Genomic DNA, 18,004 nt, shown 5'->3' with positions numbered 1-18,004 from the left:
GAGCCGCGATGCGTTTCAAGGCACCCGATCTCGCGACCGCGCAGCATTGGGCCAACGTGCTTCAGGTGGCCGGCATCGGTTGCGAGCTGCATAACTGCTACGCGACCGGCGCGCTCGGCGGGTTGCCCGCCGATGCGTGCACGCCCGAGCTGTGGCTCGACGACGAACGCGACGATGCGCTCGCCCGCCGCCTTCTCGACGCCGCGTCGCATGGCCCGTCGGCCGGCGCGGCGCCATGGCGCTGCCGGCAGTGCGGCGAAGCGCTCGAAGCGCAATTCACCGCGTGCTGGCAATGCGGCGCCGTGCGCGACCCGCGCGACGACTGACCCCACAGCAAAAAGGCCGGCATCCAGCCGGCCTTTTCTTTCATCGGGTACTGCTCTGCCCCGTCACGACACCCACACGGCGAGCGTCAGCATCAGCAGCAGGATCATCCACAGGATCACCGCGCGCCATACGAGGCCGACCGCCGACTGCAGCGTGCGCGGCGTGCAATCGTCACCGACCGTCAACGGACCGCTATCGCCGACCGCCAGCGCATCGAGGCTCGACGGTTCCGCGAGCGGCCCCGCGAGACGTGCGCCGAGCGCGCCGCTGCCGGCTGCCAGCAGGACGCCGTCGTTCGGGTCGGGCCACTGGCGCGTGTGATTGCGCCACGCGTAGATCGCATCCTCGAAATTGCCGACGATCGCGAAGCCGAGCGCCGTCAGACGCGCGGGAATCCAGTCGATCACGAAGAACGCACGCTGTGCGAACGTCGAGAACGCGGCCGTGCGGTCGTCGCCCGGCGTCGACCAGGTGCGCGCGAGGTATTCGGAAATCCGGTACAGCACGGCGCCGGCCGGACCGATCGGCAGCACGTACCAGAAGAACACGCCGAACACGTGACGATGCGAAGCGATCACCGCGTGAATCAGCGTATGGCGGACGATTTCACCGACCGGCATGTCGACCGTGTCGATGCCCGTCCACTCGTGGAGGATTTCGCGCGCACGCGGCACGTCGTCGTTGTTGAGCGCGAGGTGGATATCGGTGAAGTAATGGCTGAACTGGCGGAAGCCGAGCGTGAAATACACGACGACGACGTTCCACAGGAACGCCAGCACGAAGCTCACCTTGTACAGCAGGAAATAGATCAGCGCGACGATCAGCACCCAAGGCAGCACGACTGCGAGCCATGCGAGGATGCCGTGCTTCTGCTTGCCGGCGTCGAGGCCATGCGCGACGGTTTCCGCATGAAACTGGAACAGCGCGAACACCGGATTGTTCGGCGACAACGCGCGGACCTGTTCGATGATGAGAGCGAGGAGAACCGAAAAGAAAGTCATGCGTGGCGCCGTCTTCGGAGTTATGTCATTTTTCGCATAACGATAGCACAGCGTAAGCCGCACATGGCTGCCGGCGCGGTCGCCCGGCAGCCGGCCGCGCACGCCGGCCGGTGTACCCGCCTAGCCGGCGGCCAAGAAGCGATACAGATTGCGAAACATGCCGGCAGTTGCGCCCCAGATGAAGTAATGCCCGCCCGGCTCGCCATTCGGATAGGGCATGGCAAAAAAACGACGCTCGCCGCCTTCCCAGCGGAACACGCGGACCTGGTGGTTCGCGGGATTCATCAAAAACGCGAGCGGCACTTCGAATATCTCGGCGACTTCGAACGTGTCGGCCTGCACGGTGAACGGAGGATGCACGAGGCCGACCACCGGTGCCACGCAGAAACCCGTGCCGGTCAGGTAGTCGGGCAGCGCTCCGAGGATCTCGACGCGCTCTGCGGCCAGCCCGATCTCCTCCTTCGCCTCGCGCAGTGCGGTGGCGGTCGCATCGCGATCGAACGGTTCACGACGGCCGCCAGGGAAGCTGATCTGTCCGGCGTGGTCGTTCAGGTGATCGGCACGCTGGGTCAGCAGCACGGTGAGGCCCGACTCGCGAACGACGAGCGGTATGAGGACGGCCGCGCTACGCGGATCGACGCCTTCCTGCAGCCGCGCTTCGCCGGGTTCGACGCTCCATTCGAGCGTGCGCGCGAAGCGTTCGCGCAAGCCGGACGGTGTCATCAGCCGGGGATCGATGACAGGCAGGCCGGCGCCGGTGCCTTCGACCGGCAGGACTTCGGGATCGATGATGGGGCGGCGATTCAATGGGGCTCTCGGGTTCGTGTCGTATCGAGCATATTGTCGCGCCAGAATGAAAAAAGCACCCGGGTGGGTGCTTTTTCCTTACAGCTCTTACTCTTGGGAAGCTGCTGCGGCGCGATCCTTCGACACCAGCTTTTCCTTGATACGAGCCGACTTGCCCGAACGCTCGCGCAGGTAGTACAGCTTCGCACGACGCACATCACCGCGACGCTTCACGACGATGCTTGCCAGCAGCGGCGAGTACGTCTGGAACGTACGCTCGACGCCTTCGCCCGACGAGATCTTGCGGACGATGAAGTTCGAGTTCAGACCACGGCTGCGAATCGCGATCACGACGCCTTCGTAAGCCTGAACGCGCTTGCGGGTACCTTCAACCACGTTCACGTTCACGATCACCGTGTCGCCCGGGGCGAAATCGGGGATCGTCTTGCCGGCGAGCGCGCGCTCGATTTCTTCCTGCTCAAGTTTTTCGATCAGATTCATTACTGACTCCTTATGCCATCGTGTCGGCGTTGGCACCCGCCTGCTTCCAGGCCTGGCCCCGATAGAGGATGGATTCACATCAGGCGCCGCGCACGCATGCACGACACCGCCAATTCCCGCTCGCGCAGCCGCCTCAGGAGGCGTCTTTCGCTTCGCGTGCGAGGTTCGCAAGCCAGGCCTCATCGGCCCGGCTCAACAACTTCTCGCGGCGCGCCCGGACGATCAGGTCCGGCCGCTTCCGCAACGTATTCCTCAATGCTTCCTGCCGCCGCCACCGCTCGATCTCGGCATGATGCCCGCCGAGCAGCACGTCCGGCACGCGCACGCCATCGTATTCCTCGGGGCGCGTGTAGTGCGGACAATCGAGCAGACCATCGGCGAAACTGTCCTGCACGGCCGACAGCGAATCGTTCAGCACGCCGGGCAACAAACGCACGACTGCATCCATCATCGCCATCGCGGGCAACTCGCCACCCGACAGCACGAAATCGCCGAGGCTGATTTCCTCGTCGACGCACCGGTCGAGCAGACGCTGGTCGATCGCTTCATAGCGGCCGCACAGCACGACGACCCCGGGCTCCTGCGCCATCCGCACCGCACGATCGTGCGTGAGCGGTGCGCCCTGCGGCGACATCATCACGACACGCGTGCTCGCGATACCCTGCTCCGCCTGTGCCGCTTTCGCGGCATCGATGGCGGCTTCGAGCGGCTTCGCCAGCATCACCATGCCCGGACCGCCGCCGTACGGACGATCGTCGACCGTGCGGTAGTTGTCCGTCGTGAAATCACGCGGGTTCCAGGTGCGCAACCCGAAGCGCCCTTGCTTGACGGCCCGGCTGGTGATTCCCCAGTCGGTCAGTGCACGGAACATCTCGGGAAAGAGCGTGACGACGTCGAACTGCACCGCGCTCTCGGTAACCTGGTTCATTTCAGTAATCGGCTTCCCAGTCGACGACGATACGACGCGCCGCCTGATCCACCGTTTTGACGTATACGCCGACGAACGGAATCAACCGCTCGTCAGTGGTCGGCTGACCGTCTTTGCCGGTCGCCGGATACTCGACACGCATGATCGAATGCACGCCGTTGTCGATCATCCCGCTCACCTTCCCGAGCGCCACCGATTGCTCGTTGACGACCTCGAGACCGATCAGGTCGACCCAATAGAATTCGTCCGCGGCCAGTGCCGGGAAATCTTCCCGGCGTACGAACACGCGAAAGCCGCGCATGGCGAGCGCGGCATCGCGGTCGCTGACGCCCGCGGGTTGCGCAACGACAGTGTCGCTGTGCGTCTTCGACTGCATGATGCGGACGGAAAGCCGCTCCGCACCGCGTTCCAGCCACCAGCGACGCGCGTTGAGCAACGCGTCGCCGCCGCGACCGCCGTCGGCATGCGTCGCCACCTTGACCCAGCCCTTCAGGCCGTAGGCGTCGACTACCGCCCCGACCTCGACTGCATCGTCGGGCCAGGCCTGCGTCGCTTCGAGACCGCCTTGTTCGACAGTCTCACCGGCGCTCGCGACAGCGTCGCGCTCGACCGGCTTGCGGACGAATGCGCCGAATGACGCACGCTCGCGCCTTGCATTACCGGAATCGTGACCCGCCATCAATGCACCTCACAGCCGGCACGACCGGCACACCGTGCCATGTTAGGCAGCCGGTTGCGCCTTTTGCGCTTCCTTCACGAGACGCTGGACGGTCGGCGACAGTTGCGCGCCAACACCTTGCCAGTACGTCAGGCGATCCTGAGCGATACGCAGCGATTCGCCCTTCGTGGCGACCGGGTTGTAGAAGCCGACGCGCTCGATAAAGCGGCCGTCACGACGGTTGCGCGAATCGGTAGCGACGATGTTGTAGAACGGGCGCTTCTTCGAGCCGCCACGAGCCAGACGGATGATAACCATATGATGTCCTTCGGAAAACCGGGTTCGAAACTACTGAAACACGCGATTATAGCCGGAAACCAGAGGTACAACAAACACTTACGCGCAAAAAATCCGCGGACCGCGCGCCGGGCGGGCATACAATCTTTGTGTCCAGGACGTTTTCCACCGTCATGCCGCCCCTTCGCGCCGCCTCGACGCGCCGCGTGCGGCACCGCTTCGCGGCGCTGCTTGCCGGCCTTGCATGCCTTGTATCCGCACCGGCGTTTGCCGCGCCTCTGCCGGTGGGCGAACTCGTCGTGCCGCCCGGCTTCCGCGTGGAGGTGCTGACCGACGCGGTACCGGCCGCGCGCGAAATGGCGTGGTCGCCGCGCGGCATCCTGTATGTCGGCACGCGGGAAGGCCGCGTCCATGCGTTCGTGATGCATGAGGGCCGGATCAGCGCGCACCATGTGATCGCGTCCGGTCTCGACATGCCCGTCGGCGTCGCCTACCGCGACGGCGCGCTCTATATATCAGCCGTATCGCGCATCCTGCGCCTCGATCATATCGACGACCGGCTCGCCACACCACCCGCCCCTGCCGTCGTGACCGACGCACTGCCCACCGAACACCATCACGGCTGGAAATTCATCGCGTTCGGCCCCGACGGCAAGCTTTACGTGCCGACCGGCGCACCGTGCAACGTCTGCCTCGCCGATCGCAGCCGCTACGCGATCATCGCGCGGATGAAGGCCGACGGCACCGGAAGCGAGGTGGTCGCCCGCGGTGTGCGCAACACGGTGGGTTTCGCATGGCACCCCGATACGGGTGAACTGTGGTTCACCGATAACGGGCGCGACATGATGGGTGACGACGTGCCCGACGACAAACTGAACCGCGCACCGCGTGCCGGCCTCGACTTCGGCTTTCCTTACTGTCATGGCGGCGACACGCCCGACCCCGAATTCGGCAGCGCCGACGTGTGCCGCCGCTATGTGCCGCCCGTCCTGAAACTCGGCGCGCACGTTGCAGCGCTCGGCATGCGCTTCTACACCGGGCCGATGTTTCCGGCGTCGTATCGCAATAACGTGTTCATTGCCGAACACGGCTCGTGGAACCGCAGCACGAAGGTCGGCTACCGCGTGATGCGCGTGGTCGTATCGGCGGACGGCAGTCACGCGCGCCAGACGCCGTTCGTCACCGGCTGGCTGCGGCCCGACGGTACGGTGTGGGGCCGCCCGGCCGACGTGCTGCCGCTGCCGGACGGCTCGCTGCTCGTCAGCGACGATTACGCCGGCGCGATCTACCGCGTGACCTATGCGGCACCTTGACGCAGGCAAGGGGTGACCGGGCCCGACCGGGCATCGTAGAATGCGTGCCGGGCCGCGCGCCCGTGCCGGCCCGCCGGCAGCCCATGCCAACGACAATACGCCGCCATCCATGTCCAGCAGCACCGCACCGTCCCGCCGCTTCCGCTCCAAGACGCTCACCGCCGCCCTCGCGTTCCTGTTCGGCTCGCTTGGTGCGCATCGCTTCTATCTGTACGGCTTCCGTGACGTGTACGGCTGGGCGCACCTGCTCGCGACGATCGTCGGCATCCCGGGTTTCCTCCTGCTCGCGGCAACCCAGCGCAGCGCCGGCCTCGGCTGGTGGCTCGCAGTACCCGGCGCAATTTCGCTGCTGGCGGCGTTCCTCGCCGCACTCGTCTACGGGCTGCGCCCCGACGAAAAATGGGACGCGCAATTCAACGCGGATACCGGCAAGCACAGCAAGTCGGGCTGGACGGTGATCTTCGTCGTGATCTTCTCGCTGCTGATCGGCGCGTTCCTGTTGATGACCGCGCTCGCGCTGTCGTTCCAGACGTACTTCGAATCGCAGGTCGAAGCGGCGAAGCAGATTTCGCAGTAAGCGCAACAAACACGGCACCGGCGCTCGTTGCCCGGTGCCGACACGCGACGGCCTTGCCCGCGCGTCAGAACAGATTCAGCTGCATGTCGTCGCGCGGCTTCGCGCCGGCCGCACGCCCGGCGACTCGCGGCACCGGCGCCGCAGCAACGGGCGCACCACGAAACTGCGACAGATCGAGAATGCCGTTCGTGCGCTCGTTCAGCCCCAGCCGCTTGACCATCTGGCGAAAGCGCTGCCGCAACAGGTCGGCCCAGATCCCCTCGCCCTTCATCCGTTTCGCGAAATCCGAGTCGTAATCCTTGCCGCCGCGCATGTCGCGCACGCGGTTCATCACACGCTCCGCACGATCGGGAAAATGGGCGGCGAGCCAGTTCTTGAACAGTGGCGCGACCTCCCACGGCAACCGCAGGATGATGTAGCTCGCATGCGTCGCGCCGGCTTCCGCGCAAGCCTCGAGCACGCGCTCCATGTCCGGCTCGGTCACGAACGGGATGACCGGCGCAATGCTCACGCCGACCGGCACGCCCGCGTCGCGCAACGCGCGGATCGTGCGCAGCCGCCGCGCCGGCGTTGCCGCGCGCGGCTCCAGCGTGCGCGCGAGATCGGCATCGAGTGTCGTGATCGTGACCGCCGCCATGACCTGCCCGCGTTCGGCCATCGGCGCGAGCAGGTCGAGATCGCGCTCGATCAGCGACGATTTCGTGATCGCCGCGAACGGCAACCCGCGATCGTGCATCACCTGGATCACGCTGCGCGTGATGCGCAGGTCGCGCTCGACCGGCTGGTAAGCATCGGTATTGACGCCGAGCGCGATCGGCTCCGGTACATAGCGCTTGCGCGAAATCTCGCGCTCGAGCAGCTCGGCCGCGTTGACCTTCGCGTAGATGCGGCTTTCGAAATCGAGCCCCGGCGACAGGCCGAGATAGCTGTGCGTCGGCCGCGCGAAGCAGTAGATGCAACCGTGCTCGCAGCCGCGATACGGATTGAGCGATACGCTGAACGGAATATCGGGCGACTGGTTGTGCGTCAGGATGCTCTTCGCGCGCTCCTCGAATACCTGCGTGCGCAGCGGCGCGGCGAAATCGGCATCGTCGGACTCGTGCGTCCAGCCGTCGTCAACGGCCTCGCGCTGCGCGATTTCATACCGCCCCTGCAGGTTGTCGACCGCACCGCGCCCCTTGCGGGGCACGGGCGGCGCTACCGGAAATTCGTTGTCGGACCGATCGTCCATGTGCCCACCCATTCGCCTGCACCCAATACTGTACATTTATACAGTATTGGGTGCAGCATGCCAAGGGCAGGATAAGGGGCCCGACGACGGGCCGCCGGCACGTCACTCGCCGACGGCAATCGTCAGCGTTTCCTTGATTTCTTCCATCACGACATAGCTCTTCGACTGCACGGCGCCGGGCAGCTGCAGCAGGATGTCGCCGAGCAGCTTCCGGTAGTCGGCCATTTCGCCGATCCGCGCCTTGATCAGGTAGTCGAAATCGCCGGACACGAGATGGCATTCGAGCACCTCGTCGATCTTCATCACTTCCCGGCGGAACTGCTCGAACATGTTGCCGCCCTTGTGACCGAGCGTGATCTCGACGAACACCAGCAACGCGGCACCCAGCTGGCCCGGGTCGACCCGTGCGTGATAGCCGGTGATCACACCGTCGCGCTCCATGCGCCGCACGCGCTCGATGCACGGCGTGACGGTCAGTCCGACCTGTTCCGCGAGGTCTTTCATCGCCATCCGGCCGTCGTCCTGGAGCAGTTTCAGGATGCGCCGGTCGAGCTTGTCGAGCGAGCGTACTGGCTGACGTTGCGTTCTCATTTGTTTATGCTGAAAACCTGAAAAATACGATAACAAAACCTGGACATTCGACAATACCATAGCGCAAAAAACTAGATCAGCTAGAGGTTACACGGAGCCGCACATGCGCCCGGCCTCGACCTGGTCCCTTCCATCTGGAGCAGCTATGCGAGTCGTCATTCTGGGCAGTGGTGTAGTGGGCGTGGCAAGCGCGTATTACCTTGCGCGCGCAGGCCATGAAGTCACGGTGATCGACCGGGAAGCCGGCCCGGCGCTCGAGACGAGCTTCGCGAACGCAGGCCAGATCTCGCCTGGCTATGCCGCACCGTGGGCTGCGCCCGGCGTGCCGCTGAAGGCCGTCAAGTGGATGTTCGAAAAGCACGCGCCGCTCGCGATCCGCCTCGACGGCACGCGCTTCCAGCTCCAGTGGATGTACCAGATGCTGCGCAACTGCACGGCCGAGCGCTATGCAGTCAACAAGGGCCGCATGGTCCGTCTCGCCGAATACAGCCGCGACTGCCTGCAGGCGCTGCGTGCCGACACCGGCATCCAGTACGAAGGCCGCACGGGCGGCACGCTGCAGCTGTTCCGCACGCAACAGCAGCTCGACGGTGCGGCGAAGGACATCGCCGTGCTGCAGGAGGCGAACGTGCCGTTCGAACTGCTGTCGCCGGCCGAACTGAAGCAGGCCGAACCGGCGCTCGCCGCCGTCTCGCACAAGCTGACGGGCGGCCTGCGCCTGCCGGGCGACGAAACCGGCGATTGCCAGCTGTTCACGACGCGCCTCGCCGCGCTCGCCGAGTCGCTCGGCGTCAAGTTCCGCTACAACACGCCGATCGATGCACTCGCGATCGCGGGCGGCAAGATCGCCGGCGTGCAGTGCGGCAGCGAGACGGTACGCGCGGACGCGTACGTCGTCGCGCTCGGCTCGTACTCGACCAGCTTCATCTCGAACCTGATGAAGATCCCGGTCTACCCGCTGAAGGGCTATTCGATCACCGCGCCGATCGTCAACGAAGCCGCTGCGCCGGTGTCGACCGTGCTCGACGAGACCTACAAGATCGCGATCACTCGTTTCGACCAGCGCATCCGCGTCGGCGGCATGGCGGAAATCGTCGGCTTCGACAAGAAGCTGCGCGCCGCGCGCCGCGAAACGCTCGAAATGTGCGTGAACGACCTGTTCCCGGGCGGTGGCGACACGTCGAAGGCCACGTTCTGGACGGGCTTGCGCCCGATGACGCCGGACGGCACGCCGATCGTCGGCCGCACGCCGGTGTCGAACCTGTTCCTGAACACCGGCCACGGCACGCTCGGCTGGACGATGTCGTGCGGTTCGGGCCAGCTGCTCGCGGACCTGATCTCGGGCAAGATGCCCGCGATCCAGGCCGACGACCTGTCGGTGCACCGCTACCTGAAGGACGTGCCCGGCCAGACGCGCCCGGCCTACGCATAAGCCGAGACTGCCCGCTGCAACGCGGGCCAGTCGGCGGCAAAAAGAAAGGCGCCCCTCAGGGCGCCTTTTTTTGTTTCGTCGATCGATCGCGTGACGCGCGATCGGAACGGGGCTTCCGCCAATGCGAGCACGCTCTCGTTGCCCTTGGCGCCGACGATCGACGCTTCGCGCGCGCCAGCATATCGCCGTGGAATTTTGCGGACTCGTCGAGCACGGCCTGTGCCGTGTCGCAACCCGCATCCTCGCAGCCCGGCAGCTGCGCAACGGCGCCGATGCCCGCGCGTCCCCTCAGGCCCGCCTCCCCCTGCTCTCTTCCGTCGACGGCATAAAAAAAGGGGCGCTCGTCGCGCCCCTCTTCTCGTGTGCCTGACGCCGAAGCGTCAAGCCGCGTCAGCCGAGCTCGCTCACGAGCTCCGGCACGAGCGCGAACAGATCGCCGACGAGGCCGTAGTCGGCCACGCTGAAGATCGGCGCTTCCGGATCCTTGTTGATCGCGACGATCACCTTCGAATCCTTCATGCCGGCCAGATGCTGGATCGCACCCGAGATGCCGACCGCGATGTACAGCTGCGGTGCGACGATCTTGCCGGTCTGGCCGACCTGATAGTCGTTCGGCACGTAGCCGGCATCGACTGCCGCGCGCGATGCGCCGAGTGCGGCCGACAGCTTGTCGGCCAGCGGCTCCAGCACCTTCGTGTAGTTCTCGCCGCTGCCCAGACCGCGGCCGCCCGACACGATGATCTTCGCGCTCGTGAGTTCCGGACGGTCCAGCTTCGTGACTTCACGGCTCACGAATTGCGACTTGCCGGCGTCTGCCGCGGCTTCGATCTTGTCGACCGACGCGCTGCCGCCTTCCGCTGCGACCGGATCGAAACCCGTCGCACGCACCGTGATGACCTTGATCGGGTCGCTCGACTGCACCGTCGCGATCGCGTTGCCCGCATAGATCGGGCGCTCGAACGTGTCGGCCGAATCGACCGCCGTGATGTCCGAGATCTGCGCGACGTCCAGCTTCGCGGCGATACGCGGTGCGATGTTCTTGCCGTAGGCGGTGGCCGGCGCGAGGATGTGCGAGTAGTCCTTCGCGATGTTCAGCGCGGTCGCTTCGACGTTTTCCGCGAGGCCCGCTTCGAGTTGCGGCGCATCGGCCAGCAATACCTTCGACACGCCTGCGATCTTCGCCGCGGCGTCTGCCGCCGCTTGCGCGTTGTGGCCCGCGACCAGCACGTGGATGTCGCCGCCGATCTTCGCAGCCGCTGCCACCGTGTTCAGCGTCGCGGCCTTGATCGACGCGTTGTCGTGTTCTGCAATCACCAGAATCGTCATTTCTTTCGGCTCCCTCTTACAGCACCTTGGCTTCGGTCTTCAGCTTCTCGACCAGCGTCTTCACGTCCGGCACCTTCACGCCGGCCGCGCGCTTCGGCGGCTCGACCACCTTCAGCGTCTTCAGACGCGGCGCAACGTTCACGCCCAGGTCTTCCGGCTTCACGGTTTCCAGCGGCTTCTTCTTCGCCTTCATGATGTTCGGCAGCGTCACGTAGCGCGGCTCGTTCAGGCGCAGGTCGGTCGTGATCACCGCCGGCAGCGCCAGCGACAGCGTTTCCGCGCCGCCGTCGACTTCACGGGCAACCGTTGCACGGCCATCGGCCACCGTGACCTTCGACGCGAACGTCGCTTGCGGCAGGCCTGCCAGCGCGGCCAGCATCTGGCCCGTCTGGTTCGAATCGTCGTCGATCGCCTGCTTGCCGAGGATCACCAGCTGCGGCTGCTCCTTGTCGACCAGCGCCTTCAGGATCTTCGCGACTGCGAGCGGCTCGACGCTGTCGTTCGACTCGACGAGGATCGCGCGATCCGCGCCGATCGCCAGCGCCGTACGCAGCGTTTCCTGCGCTTGCGTGACACCCACCGACACCGCGATCACTTCGGTCGCGACGCCCGCTTCCTTCAGGCGCACCGCTTCTTCAACGGCGATTTCGTCGAACGGGTTCATCGACATCTTCACGTTCGCGATGTCGACGCCCGTGTTGTCCGACTTCACGCGGACCTTCACGTTGTAATCGACCACTCTTTTCACTGGCACCAGGATTTTCATGCACACGCTCCAAAGTTACGAATACGACCAGAGGCCATTTTATAGCGAGGCCTCATGACTGCGCGGCCAGGCGGACCCAACCATCATGGTTGTCGAGGATACCGCTTCTTGGCGACGCGCCAATGATAGCGAACGGTCGTTCTATTTTAAAAGAGAAAAAACCCGGACGCAAAGCCCGGGTTTTCGATCACCAACTCTAATCCCGCCGGGCGCCCATGCTCCGCGCGTTACCAGGCGGCAATGACCGCGCCGCCGAACTTCCCTTCGATGAACTGCTTCACGTCGGCCGAATGATAGGCCGCGACCAGTTTTGCGACCCACGGCTTGTTCCGGTCCGCCTCGCGAATCGCGAGGATGTTCGCGTACGGACCGTTCGGGCCCTCGATCGCGATCGCGTCCTGTTTCGGTTTCAACCCCGCTTCCATGGCGTAGTTGGTATTGATCGCGGCCGCGTCGACGTCGCCGAGCGAGCGCGGAATCTGCGCCGCGTCGAGTTCGACGATCTTCAGCTTGCGCGGATTGTCGACGATATCGAGCGGCGTCGCCTTCAACCCGGCATCCGCGCGCAGCTTCAGCAGCCCCTGCTTCTGCAGCAACAACAGTGCCCGGCCGCCGTTGGTCGGATCGTTCGGGACCGCGATGCGCGCACCCGGCTTCAGTTCGGCCAGCGACTTCACGCGCTTCGAATAGATGCCCATCGGGAACGTGACGGTATCCGCGATCTTGATCAGCTTGTAGCCGCGGTCCTTCACCTGCGCCTGCAGATACGGATCGTGCTGGTAGCTGTTCGCGTCGAGATCGCCCGACGCGAGCGCCGCGTTCGGCTGCACGTAATCGGAGAATTCGACGATGCGGATATCCAGGCCGCTCTTCGCCGCGACCTTCTTCACAGCTTCCATGATCTGCGCGTGCGGCCCGCCCGTCACGCCTACCTTGATGGTTTCGGCCTGCGCGTGCGCGCCCGCGAACAGCGCGGCCGCGCCGAGTGCCGCCGCGAACTTCAGCATGAAGCGTCGTTGCATCGTGTCTCCCCTATCGGATCAATCTGGTCTTATTTATGGCTCAGGCGGCGGACCAGCCAGTCGCCGAACGATTGCACGATCTGCACGAACACGATCAGGATCGCGACGACCGTCCACATCACTTCCGGCAGATAGCGCTGGTAACCGTAACGGATCCCGAGATCGCCGAGGCCGCCGCCGCCGATCGCGCCGGCCATCGCCGAATAGCCGACCAGCGACACGAACGTGATCGTCAGGCCCGCGACGACGCCCGGCAGCGATTCGGGCAACAGCACCTTGAAGACGATCTGCGACGTGGTCGCGCCCATCGATTGCGCGGCTTCGATCAGCCCGCGGTCGACTTCGCGCAGCGCCGTCTCGACGAGACGCGCGATGAACGGCGCGGCCGCGAGCGTCAGCGGCACGACCGCTGCGGCCGTACCGATCGACGAACCGGTGACGAGACGCGTGAACGGAATCACCGCGACCAGCAGGATGATGAACGGCGTCGAACGGACGGCATTCACGATGCCGCCCAGCACGCGATTCACCGCGAGGTTCTGCAACACGCCCTGGCGGTCGGTCAGGTAGAGCAGCACGCCGAGCGGCAGGCCGACGAGCGCGCCAACCACCCCGGAGATGCCGACCATGATCAGCGTCTCCCAGAACGACTGCACGAACATATCGAACATCTCACTCAACATACGAAAGCTCCTCTACCACCACCCCCTGCTCGCGCAGGAACGCGAGCGCCTGCCCGACCTTGCCCGGCTCGCCGCCGGCGAGCACCGCGAGCGAACCGAATGCCTGCCCCTGGATCTCGTCGATCTGGCCATGCAGGATGTTGAAATCGAGTTCGTACCGGCGGATCGTCTCCGACAGGATCGGCTGGTCGACCCCCGAACCCGTGAACGCGAGCCGCAGCAGATGCCCGCTGCCCGTCTTCAGCCGCTCGGCCACGCGCGCCTTCAGCGCAGGCGGCAGTTCCTGCGCGATCACGTCGCCGATCAGCGCCCGCGTCACTTCGTGATGCGGCTGCAGGAACACGTCGATCACGCGGCCTTCCTCGACCACGCGCCCGGCATCGAGCACCGCGACGCGATCGCAGACCTGCTTGATCACTTCCATCTGGTGCGTGATCAGCACGATCGTCAGGCCGAGCTCGCGGTTGATGCGCTTCAGCAGGTCGAGGATCGAACGCGTGGTTTCGGGGTCGAGCGCGGACGTCGCCTCGTCGGACAACAGCACCTTCGGCTGGCTCGCCAGCGCGCGGGCGATGCCGACGCGCTGCTTCTGCCCGCCGCTGATCTGCGACGGGTAGCGATCCTTCTGCGCCGACAGCCCGACCAGGTCGAGCAGCGGCAGCACGGCAGCCTCGATGTCGGCACGGCTTGCACCGGCCAGCTCCAGCGGCAGCGCGACGTTGCCGAACACCGTGCGCGACGACAGCAGGTTGAAGTGCTGGAAGATCATGCCGATCTCGCGACGCGCCTCGCGCAACGCGCCGGCCGGCAGCAGCGTGAGGTCGCGCCCGCCGACGACGACATTGCCTTCGGTCGGCCGCGTGAGCAGGTTGATGGTACGCACGAGCGTGCTCTTGCCGGCGCCGCTTCGGCCGATGATGCCGAACACCTCGCCCTGCGGGATCGTCAGGTTGACGTTGTGCAGCGCCTCGACCCAGCCGCCCGGGCCGGGGAAACGCTGCGAAAGATTGCGTAATTCGATCATGTAAACAAAACGGCGGCCACGGCTGGCGGGTTGGCCCGCCAGTCGGCCGCCGATGCATCTGGAATAACCGTCGATTTTACCGCAAACCCCTCATTCCCCTTAACAATCGATTTCGATCTTTTCATAACTACACGAAATTAGAGGAGTGCCGCTGGCCCGCCGCGGGAAGGCCGCGACTATGATCCGGAACACCGACCAACGAACAGGGGACACGCCAGATGAGCGCCATGACCACGCCGGCCGCCGCACCCGCCACCGCAGGACCGGCGCCCTCCGCGCCGCCTGCGCCGCAAATGGGCCGGCTGCGTACCGCGGACGGGCTCGAACTGGCGTCGTACCGCTGGCCGGCCGGCGACGGCACCGCGCCGCCGCGCGCGACGATCGCGCTCGTGCACGGCCTCGCCGAACACGCCGGCCGCTATGCGGCGCTCGCCGGCCGGCTCAATGCAGCCGGCATCGATGTGCTGGCGATCGATCTGCGCGGGCACGGCCAGTCGCCCGGCAAGCGCGTGTGGGTCGAGCGTTTCGACGGCTACCTGAACGATGCGGATGCGCTGATCGCGGAAGCCGCGCGCGGCAATACGCCGCTGTTCCTGATGGGGCACAGCATGGGCGGCGCGATCGCCGCGCTCTACGCGATCGAACGCGCGCCGGCTCGCGGGCATGCGCTGACGGGTCTCGTCCTGTCGAGCCCCGCGCTCGCCCCCGGGCGCGACGTGCCGCGCTGGATGCTCGCGGTCAGCCGCATCATCAGCCGCGTATGGCCGACCTTCCCCGCGATCAGGATCGATGCGGCGCTGCTGTCGCGCGATCCGGCCATCGTCGAAGCCAATCGCGCCGACCCGCTCGTGCATCACGGCGCAGTGCCCGCGCGCACCGGTGCGGAGATTCTCGATGCGATGGCACGCATCGAAAGTGGCCGCGGCGGGCTGCGCGTGCCGGTGCTCGTCTACCACGGCACCGAGGACAAGCTGACCGAACCCGACGGCAGCCGTGCGTTCGGCGCGCGCGTCGGCTCGCCCGATCGTACGCTGACGCTGTACGAAGGCGGTTTCCACGAAACGATGAACGATCTCGAGCGCGACCGCGTGATCGACGCGCTGATCGCGTGGATTCACGCGCGCGTGCCGGCGCGCTGAGCACACCCGGCCCGGCCGGTCGATCCGATATCAGATGCCGGCCAGCACGCGCAGGTGCGCGACGACGCTGCGCCCGAGCGCGGACAGGTTGTAGCCGCCTTCGAGGCAGCTCACGATGCGGCCCTGCGCATGCCGGCGCGCCACGTCGACGATCTGCGCGGTCAGCCATTCGAAGTCGGCCTCGACGAGGCCGAGGTTGCCGATGTCGTCCTCGCGATGCGCATCGAAACCGGCCGACACGAACAGCATCTGCGGCTTGAACGCGTCGAGGCGAGGCAGCCAGAACATGTCGACGGCTTCGCGGATCGCCATCCCGTTGCTGCGTGCGGGCATCGCCAGGTTGACCATGTTCGGCGCCTGGTGATCGACACCCGAGAACGGATACAGCGGATGCTGGAAGAAGCTGCACATCAGCACGCGCTCGTCGTTCGCGAACGCCGCTTCGGTGCCGTTGCCGTGGTGTACGTCGAAATCGATGATCGCGACGCGCTCGAGACCGTGCACGTCGAGCGCATGCCGCGCGGCGATCGCAACGTTGTTGAAGAAGCAGAAGCCCATCGCGCGCGCGGGCTCCGCATGGTGGCCGGGCGGGCGCACGCCGCAGAACGCATTCGCATAGCGGCCCTCGATCACCGCGTCGGTCGCCGCGATCGCGGCGCCGGCCGCGCGCAGTGCCGCGCGCCACGTGTCGCGATTCATCAGCGTATCGGGATCGATCTCGACATAGCCGTCGACCGGCGTCATGCCGCGGATGTAGTCGATGTGCGCCTGCGTATGCACCCGGCCCAGCGCGACCTCGCTCGCGAACGGCGCGGTTTCGTGCACGATCAGGTCGTCGATGCGGCTTGCAATCAGTTGATCCTGGATCGCCGACAGGCGGGCCGGGCACTCCGGATGCCATTCCCCCATCTCGTGCAGCATGCAGTCGGGGTGCGTATAGAAAGCGGTTGCCATAAGCTGTCATCCGCGGCGCAAGGTGCGCCGCAGGTCTCCATCAATGATGTCCATCGTCTGCCGCGAATTCGCCGCTAACTTACCACAACGGGGGTCGGCTTCGCCCCGGCACGCCGGATGCGTCGGGTATACTGCGCCGAACACAATCGCCCTGTTCGCCCGCTTCGACATGAATTCCAGCAAGCCTGCCGCCCTTCTCTCCGCGCTGTTCCGCGTTCGCGCTCCGCTCGCCGCCGCTGCCATCGTGGCGGCCCTAGGCACCGCGCCTGCCGTCGCACAGACGAAGCCCGCGAAGCCCGCCGGCACGCTCGTCGCACAGGCCCAGCCGCAGCAGCCGACGCCGCAAGGCCAGACCTTCGAAGAGGAAATCGTTCCGCAGCGTTACGCGAACAACGCGAAGGTCGACGCATTCATCGACGAGATGGTGAGCCGCAACGGCTTCGACTCGACGAGCCTGCATGCGCTGTTCTCGCGCATCAGCTACTCGGCGACGGCCGTCAAACTCGTGAGGCCCGCGCCGTCGCCGACGATCAAGAACTGGCACGTCTACCGCTCGCGCTTCATCGAGCCGATCCGCATCAACGCGGGCGTGAAGTTCTGGAAGGCGAACCAGGCGACGCTGCAGCGTGCATCCGAGCAGTTCGGCGTGCCGCCCGAGGTGATCGTCGGCATCATCGGCGTCGAGACGATCTATGGCCGTTACATGGGCAACTTCCGCGTGCTCGACGCGCTGACGACGCTCACGTTCGACTACCCGGACACGCCGAATCGCGACAGCCGCCAGGCCACGTTCCGCAAGAACCTCGAAGATTTCCTGGTCTGGACCCGCGACAACCAGCTCGACCCGACCACCGTGCTCGGCTCGTATACGGGCGCGATCGGGATCCCGCAGTTCCTGCCGAGCAGCATCCGCGAATATGCGGTCGACTTCGACGGTACGGGCCACGTCGATCTGCGCAACAGCCCTGTCGATGCGATCGGCAGCGTCGCGAACTACCTGAAGCAGCACGGCTGGGAAACCGACCGCCCGGTGGTGTGGCAGATCACGCCCGATACGGGCAGCCTGGGCATCGCACAGGCCGCCGCCGACGGACAGCCCGAACCGCACTGGGCGCTGTCGCAACTGCTGCGCGCGGGCATGACGCTGAACGAACCGATGGTCAACATCACGACCGAAGCCGGCACGCCGGTGACCGTGGTCGATCTGCCGTCGCCGGGGCGCGCGACCGAATACATGCTCGGCCTGAAAAATTTCTACGTGCTGACGCGCTACAACCGCAGCTTCTTCTACGCGCTGACCGTGTACCAGCTCGGCGAAGCCGTGAAGGCGCAGATGGAAGCGACCGGCGCGCTGCAGCCCGCTGCTACCCAGGCACAGTCGCAGTAAGCACCGGTCGCCCCAAAGAAAAAGCGCCGCACATGCGGCGCTTTTTTTGTCGCTGGCGTTC

General features: G+C 65.8%; 20 protein-coding genes. 6 read left to right on the top strand and 14 right to left on the bottom strand.

Annotation, left to right across the window (positions count from 1 at the left end; genetic code table 11):
- The first annotated feature begins 8 nt into the window (after positions 1 to 8).
- Positions 9 to 326 carry a putative signal transducing protein gene (locus AC5LXK_RS05290; RefSeq protein ID WP_021159739.1) on the top strand — a complete coding sequence of 106 codons (318 nt, stop codon included), beginning with the start codon at positions 9 to 11 and terminating at the stop codon, positions 324 to 326.
- Positions 327 to 389: 63 nt separating this feature from the next.
- Here AC5LXK_RS05290 and AC5LXK_RS05285 read toward each other — a convergent pair whose 3' ends face one another.
- From AC5LXK_RS05285 to rpsP, 6 genes are all read right to left on the bottom strand, one after another.
- A complete protein-coding gene (locus AC5LXK_RS05285; RefSeq protein WP_493390626.1) occupies positions 390 to 1,328 on the bottom strand; it encodes a CobD/CbiB family protein in 939 nt (312 codons plus the stop codon).
- 120 nt (positions 1,329 to 1,448) lie between these two features.
- The gene (locus AC5LXK_RS05280; RefSeq protein ID WP_493390625.1) at positions 1,449 to 2,135 is read right to left on the bottom strand and encodes a CoA pyrophosphatase; all 687 of its coding nucleotides are present in this window, start codon (positions 2,133 to 2,135) and stop codon (positions 1,449 to 1,451) included.
- Between the two features lie 87 nt (positions 2,136 to 2,222).
- On the bottom strand, positions 2,223 to 2,615 hold the full coding sequence (gene rplS / locus AC5LXK_RS05275; RefSeq protein WP_166957536.1) for a 50S ribosomal protein L19: 393 nt from the start codon (positions 2,613 to 2,615) through the stop codon (positions 2,223 to 2,225).
- Between the two features lie 133 nt (positions 2,616 to 2,748).
- Entirely contained in the window at positions 2,749 to 3,543 is a 795-nt protein-coding gene (trmD, locus tag AC5LXK_RS05270) for a tRNA (guanosine(37)-N1)-methyltransferase TrmD (RefSeq protein WP_493390624.1), read from the bottom strand.
- A 1-nt stretch (position 3,544) separates the two neighbouring features.
- Complete coding sequence (gene rimM / locus AC5LXK_RS05265; RefSeq protein WP_493390623.1) at positions 3,545 to 4,222, bottom strand: ribosome maturation factor RimM; 678 nt, start codon at positions 4,220 to 4,222, stop codon at positions 3,545 to 3,547.
- Between the two features lie 42 nt (positions 4,223 to 4,264).
- Positions 4,265 to 4,519, bottom strand: a complete 255-nt coding sequence (gene rpsP / locus AC5LXK_RS05260) for a 30S ribosomal protein S16 (protein WP_006476550.1) — start codon at positions 4,517 to 4,519, stop codon at positions 4,265 to 4,267.
- Between the two features lie 152 nt (positions 4,520 to 4,671).
- Between rpsP and AC5LXK_RS05255 the strand changes: the two genes are divergently transcribed.
- Positions 4,672 to 5,811, top strand: coding sequence for a PQQ-dependent sugar dehydrogenase (locus tag AC5LXK_RS05255; protein ID WP_493390622.1), 1,140 nt, complete (start codon positions 4,672 to 4,674; stop codon positions 5,809 to 5,811).
- A gap of 109 nt (positions 5,812 to 5,920) precedes the next feature.
- Positions 5,921 to 6,388, top strand: coding sequence for an NINE protein (locus AC5LXK_RS05250; protein WP_493390621.1), 468 nt, complete (start codon positions 5,921 to 5,923; stop codon positions 6,386 to 6,388).
- Positions 6,389 to 6,452: 64 nt separating this feature from the next.
- Here the strand turns inward: AC5LXK_RS05250 and AC5LXK_RS05245 are convergent, their stop codons facing one another.
- A complete protein-coding gene (locus AC5LXK_RS05245; protein ID WP_493390620.1) occupies positions 6,453 to 7,631 on the bottom strand; it encodes a PA0069 family radical SAM protein in 1,179 nt (392 codons plus the stop codon).
- A gap of 90 nt (positions 7,632 to 7,721) precedes the next feature.
- On the bottom strand, positions 7,722 to 8,210 hold the full coding sequence (locus AC5LXK_RS05240) for an Lrp/AsnC ligand binding domain-containing protein (RefSeq protein ID WP_012492860.1): 489 nt from the start codon (positions 8,208 to 8,210) through the stop codon (positions 7,722 to 7,724).
- A gap of 145 nt (positions 8,211 to 8,355) precedes the next feature.
- Between AC5LXK_RS05240 and AC5LXK_RS05235 the strand changes: the two genes are divergently transcribed.
- Entirely contained in the window at positions 8,356 to 9,642 is a 1,287-nt protein-coding gene (locus tag AC5LXK_RS05235) for a D-amino acid dehydrogenase (RefSeq protein ID WP_493390619.1), read from the top strand.
- Positions 9,643 to 10,032: 390 nt separating this feature from the next.
- Here AC5LXK_RS05235 and AC5LXK_RS05230 read toward each other — a convergent pair whose 3' ends face one another.
- From AC5LXK_RS05230 to AC5LXK_RS05210, 5 genes are all read right to left on the bottom strand, one after another.
- Positions 10,033 to 10,968 (bottom strand): electron transfer flavoprotein subunit alpha/FixB family protein, encoded by a 936-nt coding sequence (locus AC5LXK_RS05230; RefSeq protein ID WP_493390618.1) that lies wholly within the window; start codon positions 10,966 to 10,968, stop codon positions 10,033 to 10,035.
- Positions 10,969 to 10,984: 16 nt separating this feature from the next.
- Positions 10,985 to 11,734: an electron transfer flavoprotein subunit beta/FixA family protein gene (locus AC5LXK_RS05225; protein WP_493390617.1), complete on the bottom strand. Its 750-nt coding sequence runs from the start codon at positions 11,732 to 11,734 to the stop codon at positions 10,985 to 10,987.
- Between the two features lie 227 nt (positions 11,735 to 11,961).
- Positions 11,962 to 12,756 carry a MetQ/NlpA family ABC transporter substrate-binding protein gene (locus AC5LXK_RS05220; RefSeq protein ID WP_122944797.1) on the bottom strand — a complete coding sequence of 265 codons (795 nt, stop codon included), beginning with the start codon at positions 12,754 to 12,756 and terminating at the stop codon, positions 11,962 to 11,964.
- 29 nt (positions 12,757 to 12,785) lie between these two features.
- Positions 12,786 to 13,439, bottom strand: a complete 654-nt coding sequence (locus AC5LXK_RS05215) for a methionine ABC transporter permease (RefSeq protein ID WP_011351347.1) — start codon at positions 13,437 to 13,439, stop codon at positions 12,786 to 12,788.
- Positions 13,429 to 14,463 (bottom strand): methionine ABC transporter ATP-binding protein, encoded by a 1,035-nt coding sequence (locus AC5LXK_RS05210; protein WP_493390616.1) that lies wholly within the window; start codon positions 14,461 to 14,463, stop codon positions 13,429 to 13,431. Before AC5LXK_RS05210 ends, AC5LXK_RS05215 begins: the two co-directional genes overlap by 11 nt.
- 218 nt (positions 14,464 to 14,681) lie before the next feature.
- On the opposite strand from AC5LXK_RS05210, the gene AC5LXK_RS05205 reads away from it, so the two are divergent.
- On the top strand, positions 14,682 to 15,602 hold the full coding sequence (locus tag AC5LXK_RS05205; RefSeq protein WP_493390615.1) for an alpha/beta hydrolase: 921 nt from the start codon (positions 14,682 to 14,684) through the stop codon (positions 15,600 to 15,602).
- 30 nt (positions 15,603 to 15,632) lie between these two features.
- On the opposite strand, the gene AC5LXK_RS05200 is transcribed toward AC5LXK_RS05205, so the two are convergent.
- Complete coding sequence (locus tag AC5LXK_RS05200) at positions 15,633 to 16,556, bottom strand: histone deacetylase family protein (protein WP_493390614.1); 924 nt, start codon at positions 16,554 to 16,556, stop codon at positions 15,633 to 15,635.
- 43 nt (positions 16,557 to 16,599) lie between these two features.
- Here AC5LXK_RS05200 and mltB point away from each other — a divergent pair, with 43 nt between their 5' ends.
- Positions 16,600 to 17,943, top strand: coding sequence for a lytic murein transglycosylase B (gene mltB, locus AC5LXK_RS05195; RefSeq protein WP_493390613.1), 1,344 nt, complete (start codon positions 16,600 to 16,602; stop codon positions 17,941 to 17,943).
- Positions 17,944 to 18,004: the final 61 nt, after the last annotated feature.

The organism is Burkholderia pulmonis (genome assembly GCF_984667975.1).
This window is presented reverse-complemented; position numbering and strand designations above follow the sequence as displayed.